At 73.8% G+C, this 11081-nt stretch carries 8 protein-coding genes; 2 read left to right on the forward strand and 6 right to left on the reverse strand.

Features of this window, described 5'->3' with window-relative positions:
• Positions 1-333: 333 nt before the first annotated feature.
• From AB0K51_RS33905 to mmuM, 3 genes are all read right to left on the reverse strand, one after another.
• Positions 334-1098, reverse strand: a complete 765-nt coding sequence (locus tag AB0K51_RS33905) for an IclR family transcriptional regulator (RefSeq protein ID WP_363462009.1) — start codon at positions 1096-1098, stop codon at positions 334-336.
• 119 nt (positions 1099-1217) lie between these two features.
• Positions 1218-2393: a serpin family protein gene (locus tag AB0K51_RS33910; RefSeq protein ID WP_363462011.1), complete on the reverse strand. Its 1176-nt coding sequence runs from the start codon at positions 2391-2393 to the stop codon at positions 1218-1220.
• A 509-nt stretch (positions 2394-2902) separates the two neighbouring features.
• Positions 2903-3811 carry a homocysteine S-methyltransferase gene (gene mmuM / locus AB0K51_RS33915; RefSeq protein ID WP_363462013.1) on the reverse strand — a complete coding sequence of 303 codons (909 nt, stop codon included), beginning with the start codon at positions 3809-3811 and terminating at the stop codon, positions 2903-2905.
• Positions 3812-3979: 168 nt separating this feature from the next.
• Between mmuM and AB0K51_RS33920 the strand changes: the two genes are divergently transcribed.
• Complete coding sequence (locus AB0K51_RS33920) at positions 3980-4531, forward strand: NUDIX domain-containing protein (RefSeq protein WP_363462015.1); 552 nt, start codon at positions 3980-3982, stop codon at positions 4529-4531.
• A 6-nt stretch (positions 4532-4537) separates the two neighbouring features.
• Here AB0K51_RS33920 and AB0K51_RS33925 read toward each other — a convergent pair whose 3' ends face one another.
• Positions 4538-6100 (reverse strand): NAD(P)/FAD-dependent oxidoreductase, encoded by a 1563-nt coding sequence (locus AB0K51_RS33925; RefSeq protein ID WP_363462017.1) that lies wholly within the window; start codon positions 6098-6100, stop codon positions 4538-4540.
• Positions 6101-6281: 181 nt separating this feature from the next.
• Here AB0K51_RS33925 and AB0K51_RS33930 point away from each other — a divergent pair, with 181 nt between their 5' ends.
• On the forward strand, positions 6282-8312 hold the full coding sequence (locus tag AB0K51_RS33930; protein ID WP_363462019.1) for an acetoacetate--CoA ligase: 2031 nt from the start codon (positions 6282-6284) through the stop codon (positions 8310-8312).
• 88 nt (positions 8313-8400) lie between these two features.
• Here AB0K51_RS33930 and ptsP read toward each other — a convergent pair whose 3' ends face one another.
• A complete protein-coding gene (ptsP, locus tag AB0K51_RS33935) occupies positions 8401-10071 on the reverse strand; it encodes a phosphoenolpyruvate--protein phosphotransferase (protein ID WP_363462021.1) in 1671 nt (556 codons plus the stop codon).
• 31 nt (positions 10072-10102) lie between these two features.
• Positions 10103-10552 (reverse strand): PTS glucose transporter subunit IIA, encoded by a 450-nt coding sequence (locus AB0K51_RS33940; protein WP_363462023.1) that lies wholly within the window; start codon positions 10550-10552, stop codon positions 10103-10105.
• Positions 10553-11081 lie beyond the last annotated feature (529 nt).

Raw genomic sequence — 11081 nt, forward strand, 5'->3', positions numbered from 1 at the left:
CGCGTGTTCCTGCTGGTCGACGGAGACGATCCGGCCGTCCGCGCCGAAGATGATGCACCGGCTGGACGTCGTGCCCTGATCGATCGCGGCGATGTGGTTCGCAGTCATTGGCGGGATCCTCGGCTCTGGAACAGGAGTGGGAGCGGTGGGGCTGACGCTGAGTCAGTCCCCGGACCCGTGGGTCCGGCAAACCAGCCCGCCCGGCGCCGCCGACCGTTCCCGAGCTCACTGTTCGACAATGTCGACCAACGCCCGGAAGCCAACAGCAGCCGGACCACCCGCGTCAAGGAGGTGTGACCGACACCCCGTCAACCGTCTCCCGCCGACGCGTGATCAGAACCGGTGCGCCCCCAGATCGCGGGAGATCGCCCGGGCCGCCGTCCGCACCGACGCCACCAACGAGGCCCGCGGGACGCCGTCCTGACAGACCGTCTCCACCGCCCCGCTGACGCACACCGCGCCCACCGGGTTGCGCCGCCGGTCCTGGATCAGCGCCGCCACCGAGGCCACCCCGTCCCAGGTCTCCTCGACCGAGTCCGCCCAGCCGCGCTCGCGCACCAGCTCGCACTCCGCGTCCAGCTTGACCGGGTCGGTGACCGTCCGCGGGGTGAACGCCTCCAGCGGTCCGTCGCCCAACTCCCCGCGCGCCACCGGGTCGTAGGCCAGCAGCACCTTGCCCAGCGCGGTGCTGTGCAGCGGCTGCATCGAGCCGACCTCCAGCACCTGGCGGGAGTCGTCAGGCCGGAAGACGTGATGGACGATCAGCACGCCGCGCTGGTGCAGCACGCCCAAGTACACCGTCTCGCCGGCGGCCCTGGCCAGGTCGTCCGCCCAGACCAGCGCGCGGGCCCGCAGCTCGTGCACGTCCAGGTAGCTCTGGCCCAGCCGCAGCAGCTCCGCGCCCAGCTGGTACTTGCCGCTCTCCGGGTCCTGCTCGACGAACCCCTCCTGCTGCAGCGTCCGCAGGATCCCGTGCGCCGTCCCCTTCGCCAGGCCCAGCCCCGCCGCGACCTCCGACAACCCGAGCCGCCGCTCCCCGCCCGCCAACAACCGCAGAATCGCGGCCGCCCGCGACAGCGACTGGATCGCCCCAGGCACCGGCCCACCTCCACCAACACCGGTCGACAATGCCGACCCAGCCCGAAATCGTTGCCTGAACCGTACTACCGCCACCCGGACCCGCCGCCGACCTGCCCCGGCGCAGCCTGGCCCCGCCGTCACTCTGCGCTGCGCGGCTCCGTCACCCAGCCCGCCATCAGGGCCAGGCCCGTCGGCCGGTGTACCGCCAGGAAGGCGAACGGCCGCTCCAGGCGCAGCTCGGCGCGGCGGACCCGGAACACCGCGGGCGGGGCCATCGCCGCACTGCGGGTCATCGCCACCACGGTCACCGCACCGGCCTCGAACCCCGCGTCCGTGAACGCGGCCATCGCGGACTGCCGGGCCTGCGACACCCGCAACGGCGTGGTCGAGCAGATCCCCGGGAAGCCGCCCTCGGCGCACGCCGTCTCCAGACCGAACAGCGCGGGCCTGGCCAGCAGGTCATGATCGGCACGCACCTCGAACGCCACCGTCCGCAGCGCACCGCGATCACCGGGCCGGGTCGCCCCCACCGACTCCAGCGCCAGGCCCGGCCACTGCGCACCGTCCGGCAGCTCCGCCACCGGCACCCGGACCGCCGTACCCGCCAACAGCTCGAAGCCCGCGGCGGCCACCGTGTCCAACGGGGCGTCAGGAGCGCCGAGCAGCAGGTGGACGTCGACCTCGCCGTCGCCCGCGACCCGCACCTCCGTCACCGGGCCGGCCGCGGTCTCGGCCACCGCGATCCGCTCGAACAGCTCCGAGCCCTCCAGCGACAGGCCGGCGAGCCACCGACCTGCCCACGGCCCGGACCCGGGCCGCAGCCGCACCGGCTTGAACGCCCGCGCCCAGCGGGTGCGCACCGTCACCGCCGAGGCCAGGACCAGCAGTGTCGCGGGCTTGATCCGCACCGGCAGCTCCGGGATCAGCCCGCCCGTCTCGGTCGCGGCCCACTCGTCCAGCATCCGTTGGTCCGCGGCGAGGTCCCCGCTCAGCCGGCCCCACACCGAGGGGCCGACCAGCGCCGCCCACCCGGGCTCCACCGCGAGTGCGTCCGCCGTCCACAGGCCCAGTGCCGCCGCGCAGCCCGGCACTCGCCGGAGTGCCGCGATCACCTCGCGGGCCAGCGACGGAGCCTGCTCCGCCGGAAGCCCGAGCGCCACCGCCAACTCCCGCGCCACCACCGGGTCCGCCCCACCCGCGAGCATCCCCAGCAGCGGCCACACCCCGACCGCCGTCCACACCTGCCCGGCGCCGCCCGCCAACTCCCGCCCCCAACGCGCCCCGAGCGCATTGACCAGCCCGACCCCGTCCACCACGACCACCCCAGCCCGCTCGACGACCTCACATCCTGGCGCACCACAACCGCAACGCGGCCCCACTTCCCATCGCCTCGCCTGCGCCCACCTTCCCCACGCACGTCGCCGAGCCCGTTCCCGTCTGCCCGCTGTGGCCTGTGGTCCTCGGCTCTTGCCGACTCCGCGACCCCGTCTCGCAAGGTACGCAGCTGGTCTCCTCCCGGCGCAGCCGCCTTCCCCGCTACCGGCTGTGTCGCCTGCGGCCCTCGTCTCCCGACCCTTGCGGACTCCGCGACCCGTCTCGCACGGCACGTGGGCCGTCTCCTTCGCGGCGCCGCCCGCGGCAGTAGCCCGTTCCCGTCCGCCCGCTGCCGCCTGCGGGTCCACATCTCCCGGGGCCTCGCGGACTCCGTGTACACAGGCGCTCTCCTCCCGGGGCAGCCGACCGCACCCGCCTTCCCCCCCCGCGCGTCAGTGAGCCCCTTCCGAGCCGTTCGCCCCCGCCTTCCCGGACCCCGCCCTCCCGGCTACTCCCGTACCCTCGCCGCGAGTTCGGCGATCTCCGTCGGCCCGACCCGGCAGCAGCCGCCGACCAGGCGGGCCCCCGCCGCCAGCCAGTCGCCGACCTGCTCGGCGCGGAACTCGCCGTCGCCGGTCCAGTCGCGGGCGGCGGCGTCCCACCCCTCGCCGCTGTTGGGGTAGGCGACGGCCGGCCGGCCGGTCACCTCGGCGGCGAGGGCGACCGCCGCTCGCACCTCCGCCGGCGCGCAGCAGTTGACCCCCACCGCGACCACCTCGGGGACCTCCGCCGCCACCGCGAAGGCCTCGGCCAGCGGCTCGCCGCCCCGGGTGCGGCCGCCCGCCGCGCCGAACGAGAACCACACCGGGAGGCCGAGCCCGTGGACGCACTCGGCCAGCACCCGGGCCTCCAGCAGGTCGGGCACGGTCTCCACGGCCAGCACGTCCGGCCCGGCCGCCGCCAGCGCGGCCAGCCGCGGCCGGTGGAAGGCCGCCAGTTCGGCGGCGCTCAGCCCGTAGTGGCCCCGGTACTCGGACCCGTCCGCCAGCACGGCGCCGTACGGGCCGACCGAGGCGGCCACCCAGCGTCGCTCGCCGTCGCCGAGCTCCGCGGCGACCTCCTCCGCGGCCTGCCGGGCCAGCTCCACGCTCAGCGCGAGCAGCCGGTCGGTCTTCGCCGGGTCCACCCCGCGCAGCTCGAAACCCGGGTAACTCGCCTGGTAGCTGGCGGTGGTGGCGACCTGCGCGCCCGCCTCGAAGTACGCCCGGTGCGCGGCGACCAGCTGATCCGGCTCGTCCAGCAGCAGCCGCGCCGACCAGAGCGCGTCCGACAGGTCGCAGCCCTGCGCGGCCAGCTGGTTGGACAGCCCGCCGTCCAGGACCACCGGGCCGTGCGCGAGCGCCGCAGTGAACTCCATCCCTCCAGCCTGCACCCGGGCCGCGCCGAAAGCGATTCGGTCACAGGACAAGCGCCACCACCGCCGTCGCCCGCCGCAGCACCGCTGACACACCGTCACCGCCGGCCCGCCCGCCGACCCTTCCGCAACGCCCCCGCGCCGTCACCCGTCCGGACTACCATCCAAGGCATGACGACCCAGCCGTCCGACCGTCCGACCCCCTTCGGCCCCAACACGCACTGCCACTTGTGCGGCACGCCCTACCCGGCCGGCACCCTGGCCTGGCCCCGGACCTGCCCCGGCTGCAGCGAGATCAGCTACCGCAACCCGCTCCCGGTCACCGTCGCCCTGCTGCCCGTGCACCACCCGGACGGCGACACCCGGCTCACCGTCATCCGCCGCACCATCGAACCCGGCTACGGCCGGCTCGCCCTCCCCGGCGGCTACATCGACTACGGCGAGAGCTGGCAGCAGGCCGCCGTCCGCGAACTGCGCGAGGAGACCGGCATCCTGGCCGACCCGGACGAGGTCCGCCTGGTCGCCACCGACTCCGACACCCACGGCGGCTTCCTCTGCCTGTTCGCGCTGCTCCCGCCCCGCAACCTGGCCGAGCTGCCGCCCTCCGTCCCCACCGACGAGACCGACGGCTGGCAGCTCGCCACCGTCGACACCCCGCTCGCCTTCCCCTTCCACACCCGGGTCGCCCGGTCCTGGTTCGACGGCGAGTTCACCCACCACTGACACGCGCTACCGCCCGAGCACCGCCATCGCCGCGTTGTGCCCGGGAATCCCGCTCACCCCGCCGCCGCGCACCGCACCCGCCCCGCACACCAGCACCCGCGGGTGCGCGGTCTCCACACCCCACCGCCCGAGCACCGCGTCGTCCCGGAACGGGAACGCCAGGTCACGGTGGAAGATGTTGCCGCCCGGCAGCCGCAGCTCCGCCGCCAGGTCCACCGGACTGCGGACCTCCAGGCACGGCCGCCCGTCACCGTCCGTCGCCAGGCAGTCCGCCAGCGGCTCCGCCAGGACCCCGTCCAACGCGGAGAGCACGCCGTCCAACGCCTCCTGCCGCACCCGCTCCGGGTCCTCCGCGAACAGCCGGGCCGGCAGCTGCAGCCCGAACAGCGTCAAAGTCTGCCAGCCCCGCGCCACCAGGTCCGGGCCCAGGATCGACGGGTCCGCCAGCGAGTGGCAGTAGATCTCGGACGGCGCGGGGGAGGGGAGCCGTCCCGCCGACGCCTCCTGGAAGGCGTCCTCCAACTCCCGGTACGACTCCGCGATGTGGAAGGTCCCGCCGAACGCGTCCCGGACGTCCACCGCCGAGTCCCGCAGCCGCGGCAACCGCGTCAGCAGCATGTTCACCTTCAGCTGCGCCCCCTCCGGCGCCGGGCCCTCCGCGGCCTCGCCGAGCATCCGCGCCAGCTCCACCGGCGCCGCGTTGCCCAGCACCCAGCGCGCCCCGACCCGGTGCTCCACCCCGTCCGCGTCCCGGTACCCGACCTCGGCCGGCGTGTGCGCGCCGCCCGGATCGACCGCCGTCACCTCACACCCCGTCAGCAACTCCGCCCCGCCGGCCCGCGCCGCCTCCGCCAGCGCCCCCGTCACCGCACCCATCCCGCCGACCGGCACGTCCCAGTCCCCGGTCCCGCCGCCGATCACGTGGTAGAGGAAGCACCGGTTCTGCCGCAGCGACGGGTCGTGCGCGTGCGCGAAGGTCCCGATCAGGGCATCCGTCAGCACCACCCCGCGCACCGTGTCGTCCGCGAACCGCCGCTCCACCGCCTCCCCGAGCGGCCGCTCGAACAACTCCGCCCACGCCACCGGGTCGTCCACCCGCGCCCGCAGCTCCGCCCGCGAGGGCAACGGCTCCACCAGCGACGGAAACACCCGCTCCGCCACCCGCCCGGTCATCCCGTAGAACTCCCGCCACGCCGCGAACTCCCCGTCCCCACCGGTCAGTTCACGGAACGACGCGGCGGTCCTGGCCTCGTCCGCGGCATCCACCAACAACCCCCCGACCCGCCCGTCCCGCTCCCACGGCGTGTACGAGGAGATCCGCCGCCGCCGCAGCTCGACCCGCACCCCCAGCTCCCGGACGATCCGCCGCGGCAGCAGGCTCACCAGGTACGAGTACCGCGACAACCGCGCCGCCACCCCCGGGAACGCCTGCTCCGACACCGCCGCCCCACCCAGGTGCCCCAACCGCTCCAGCACCAGCACCCGCAGACCGGCCCGCCCCAAGTACCCGGCCGCCACCAGCCCGTTGTGCCCGCCACCCACGATCACCACGTCATAAGCCACCGTCATCCCGCCGTCCTACCACCTCCCACCCGCCCCCACCACCCACCACGCGGCACCACCCGCACGCCACCCCCACCGTCCCTGGACCCCCGGACGATCACGTGGCATGGTCTGCACCGTCAGCACCCACGGACGACGGCAGGCCACAAGCCACCCCCGTCCCCACCACCGGCCTGGAGACCACCACGTGAGCACCCCTCCGACCCCCCAGGACCAGCAGCCGCTCTGGCGTCCCGACCCCGCCCGCGCCGCCGCCAGCCGCCTGGTCGCCTTCCAGGCCTGGGCCGCCGACCACCACGGCGCCCCCGCAGCCCCGCTCGCCCCCACCGCCGACGACGCCGAGGCCGCCACCCGCTACGCCGACCTCCACCGCTGGTCGACCGAGGACCTCCCGCGCTTCTGGACCGCCGTCACCGAGTACTTCGACGTCCGCTTCCACACCGCGCCGACCGCCGTCCTCGCCGAACCCGCCACCATGCCCGGCGCCGTGTGGTTCCCCGGCGCCACCCTCAACTACGCCGAACACGCCCTGCGTGCGGCCGAGGACCCCGCCAACGCCGACCGGCCCGCCATCCTCCACCTGGACGAGCGCACCACCGAACCCGTCGCCACCAGCTGGTCCGAGCTCCGCCGCCAGGTCGGCTCCCTCGCCGCCGCCCTCCGCGCCCAGGGCGTCCGCCCCGGCGACCGGGTCAGCGCCTACCTGCCCAACATCCCGCAGGCCGCCGTCGCCCTCCTCGCCACCGCCGCCGTCGGCGCCGTCTGGACCAGCTGCGCCCCCGACTTCGGCGCCCGCAGCGTCCTCGACCGCCTCCAGCAGATCGAACCCACCGTCCTGTTCGCCGTCGACGGCTACCACTACGGCGGCAAGAACCACGACCGCACCGACGTCGTCGCCGAACTCCGCCGCGAACTCCCCACCGTGCGCACCGTCGTCCACGTCCCCCTGCTCGGCACCCCCGCCCCCGAGGGCACCCTGCACTGGGACGACCTCACCGCCGCCGCCACCGACCCCGTCTTCGAACCGGTCCCCTTCGACCACCCGCTCTGGGTGCTCTACTCCTCCGGCACCACCGGCCTCCCCAAGGCCATCGTGCAGAGCCAGGGCGGCATCCTGGTCGAGCACCTCAAGCAGACCGCCCTCCACCTCGACCTCGGCCCGGACGACCGCTTCCTCTGGTACACGTCCACCGGCTGGATGATGTGGAACTTCCTGCTCGCCGGCCTGCTCACCGGCACCACCGTCATCACCTACGACGGCAGCCCCGGCCACCCCGACACCGGCGCCCTCTGGTCCGTGGCCGCCCGCACCCGCGCCACCGTCCTCGGCACCTCCGCCGCCTACGTCATCGCCAGCCGCAAGGCCGAACTCCACCCCGGCCGCGACCTCGACCTCAGCGCCGTCCGCTGCATCGGCACCACCGGCTCCCCGCTCCCGCCCGACGGCTTCCAGTGGATCTACGACGAGGTCAAGCCCGACGTCTGGCTCGCCTCCGTCAGCGGCGGCACCGACGTCTGCTCCTGCTTCGTCGGCGGCGTCCCCACCCTCCCCGTGTACCTCGGCGAGATCCAGGCCCCCTGCCTCGGCGCCGCCGTCGAGTCCTGGGACCCGGCCGGCCACCCGCACACCGACACCGTCGGCGAACTGGTCGTCACCAAGCCGCTGCCGTCCATGCCCACCGGCTTCTGGAACGACCCCGACGGCCACCGCTACCACGACAGCTACTTCGACACCTACCCCGGCATCTGGCGCCACGGCGACTGGATCACCGCCACCTCCCGCGGCACCGTCGTCATCCACGGCCGCTCCGACTCCACCCTCAACCGCCAGGGCGTCCGGATGGGCTCCGCCGACATCTACGAGGTCGTCGAACGCCTCCCCGAGATCGCCGAATCCCTGGTCATCGGCCTGGAGGAACCCGACGGCGGCTACTGGATGCCGCTCTTCGTCGTCCTCACCCCCGGCGCCGTCCTGAACGACGACCTCACCGGCCGGATCCGCACCTCGCTGCGCACCGAACTCTCGCCCCGCCACGTCCCCGACGAGGTGATCACCGTCCAGGGCCTCCCGCACACCCTCACCGGCAAGCGCCTCGAAGTCCCGATCAAGCGCCTGCTCTCCGGCACCCCCCTCACCCAGGCGGTCAACCCCGGCTCCGTCGACAACCTCGACCACCTGCGCTTCTTCGAGCAGCTCGCCACCACCCGCAAGCACTGACCGGCACCGGTCGGAAAAGGCCCCGAGGGGCCGCCACCACCCCCCACGGTGGCAGCGACCCCTCGGGAGTCACCAGGACGCGAGCGCGCTACTCGCCGCCCAACGCCTGCCGCGCGGAAACCCGCGCCTCCTCTGCAGTATCCGCCGCCAACGCGGCCTCCGCCGCCTCCTCACACTGCGCCAGCGTGAACTTCCCCAACTCCGCGCGCACGTACGGGATCGCCGCCGCCCCCATCGACAGGCTGGTCACCCCGAGCCCGGTCAGCACACAGGCCAGCAGCGGATCCGACGCCGCCTCGCCGCACACCCCGCAGCTCTTCCCGGCCGCCTTCGCCGACTGCGCCGCCGCCGCGATCAGATCCAACAGCGCGGGCTGCCACGGATCCTGCAACCGCGCCAACGCCCCCACCTGCCGGTCCGCCGCGAACGCGTACTGCGCCAGGTCGTTCGTGCCCAGCGAAAGGAACTCCACCTCCTGCAGGATCGACCCCGCCCGCAGCGCCGCCGACGGAATCTCCACCATCGCCCCCACCTTGGCGACCAGCCCCACCTCCCGGCACGCCACCGCGAACGCCCGCGCGTCCACCCGGTCCGCCACCATCGGTGCCATCACCTCGAGCTGCACAGTCAGCCCCTCGGCCGCCTTCGCCAACGCCCGCAACTGCGCCCGCAACACCTCCGGGTGCTCCAACAGCGTCCGCAGCCCCCGCACCCCCAGCGCCGGATTCGGCTCGTCCGCCGGCGTCAGGAACTCCAACGGCTTGTCCGCCCCCGCATCCAGCACCCGCACCACGACCCGCGACTCCGGAAACGCAGCCAGCACCTTCCGGTACGCCTCGACCTGCTTCTCCTCGGTCGGCGCCTTCGCCGAGTCGTCCAGGAACAGGAACTCGGTCCGGAACAGCCCGACCCCCTCCGCCCCGTGCTCCAACGCCGCCGGCAGATCCGCCGGACCACCGACGTTCGCCAGCAACGGCACCAGGAACCCGTCCGACGTCCGCCCCGGACCGGACGAGGCCGCCAACGCCGCCTTCCGCTCCGCCGCCAACCGCCGCAACTCCGCCTGCCGCCCGGCCGCCGGCTCCACCACCACCTCGCCGCTCGACCCGTCGACCGCCACCACCACCCCCTCCGCCAACTCCGTCGCCCCAGCCAACGCCACCACCGCGGGCACCCCCAACGCCCGCGCCAGAATCGCGCTGTGACTGGTCGGCCCGCCCTCCTCCGTCACGAACCCCAGCACCAAGGTCGGATCCAGCAACGCCGTGTCCGCCGGCGCCAGGTCCCGCGCCAACAGCACATATGGCTCGTCGCTGTCCGGCACCCCCGGCATCGGCACCCCCAACAGCCGCGCCACGATCCGGTTCCGCACGTCATCCAGGTCCGCCACCCGCCCCGCCAGGTACTCACCCGCCGCGGCCAGCAACTCCCGGTACGCCGCGAACGCGTCGTACACCCCCCGCTCCGCCGTGCTCCCCGCCTCGATCCGCCGCCCCACGTCCGCGATCAGCTCCGGGTCCTGCGCCATCAGCGCCTGCGCCTCCAACACCGCCTGCGCCTCACCCCCCGCCAGGTTCCCGCGCGCGATCAGGTCCGCCGCCACCGCATCCGCCGCGGCCTGCGCCCGAGCCTGCTCCCGCGGGACGTCCACCTCCGCGGCCGGAGCCGCCGGCGGCTCCAACACCGCGGTCCCCATGTGCCGCACCGGCCCGATCGCGACCCCGAGGCTGACCCCCACGCCGCGCAGTGTCCGCTCCATCGCCGAAACCCCTTCGCCCGTCAGCCGTCCGTCAATTCCAGGTGAACAGCTCGCCGCCGGCCGTGACCTCACCGGACTCCGCCACCGCCGACAACTGCTCCGCCGACGCCTCCAACGCCACGATCGGCGAGATCGGCGACTTCCCCTTCGCCTCCACGTCCGCCGGGTTCCACTTGATCACCGGCTGCCCCCGCCGCACCCGGTCCCCCTTGTGCACCAGCAGCTCGAACCCCTCCCCATTGAGCTGCACCGTGTCGATCCCCAGGTGAGTCAGCACCCCGTGCCCGTTCTCGTCCATCACCACGAACGCGTGCGGATGCATCGACACCACCTGCCCGTCCACCGGCGCCACCGCCTCGATCGGCTCCCGCACCGGATCGATCGCCGTCCCCGGCCCCACCATGGCCCCGGCGAACACCGGGTCGGGCACATTGGCGAGCCCGACAGCGCGACCCGCGAGCGGCGACGTAACAGTGGTCATGGTGGAGCCTCCCAGGTACGGAGTACATCGCGTGCGGCCGCGGGGGAGCGGCCCGTTGATCGACTGAACCCAAATTACGTCAACTTCGGACAACCCAGGACATAAGGCCCACACGCCACCCGGGTGAAGATCACCCGCCCCGCATCCCACCGCACACGAACCGACTCGCCCACGCCCCCATCACCAGGCCCCACACCCTCAAGTGGTCTAGTCCTCTTGGCCAACCCGCCGCACTCTACGGCATCCGGGTGACCCCCCACGATCCCCTGTCACCCGCCCGCCTGGGCCCATCCGGGTGACATCGCCCCGCCTCGATTAGGTGCTCGGCCACGGACCCGCTATCGTTGGCGAAGTCGCCGCGAGACGGCGGTTAATGGAGCAAGTCGGACACGTAAAACCTCGGATAAAACCGGGTAAACAGTCTGGTAAGCTTCAAACACGAAAGAACGAAGCGCCCGGAGGGTCGGTCGGAAGGCCGCCTGAAGGAAGTGTCCGTTCCTTGAGAACTCAACAGCGTGCCAAAAGTCAA

Source organism: Kitasatospora sp. NPDC049285, from assembly GCF_040678815.1.
Lineage (GTDB): Bacteria > Actinomycetota > Actinomycetes > Streptomycetales > Streptomycetaceae > Kitasatospora.

Excerpts from the sequence above, each read along its gene's own strand:
- AB0K51_RS33940 (WP_363462023.1), bottom strand. The coding sequence starts at position 10,552 with ATGACCACTGTTACGTCGCCGCTCGCGGGTCGCGCTGTCGGGCTCGCC.
- AB0K51_RS33925 (WP_363462017.1), bottom strand. The coding sequence starts at position 6,100 with ATGACGGTGGCTTATGACGTGGTGATCGTGGGTGGCGGGCACAACGGG.
- ptsP (WP_363462021.1), bottom strand. The coding sequence starts at position 10,071 with ATGGAGCGGACACTGCGCGGCGTGGGGGTCAGCCTCGGGGTCGCGATC.
- mmuM (WP_363462013.1), bottom strand. The coding sequence starts at position 3,811 with ATGGAGTTCACTGCGGCGCTCGCGCACGGCCCGGTGGTCCTGGACGGC.
- AB0K51_RS33920 (WP_363462015.1), top strand. The coding sequence starts at position 3,980 with ATGACGACCCAGCCGTCCGACCGTCCGACCCCCTTCGGCCCCAACACG.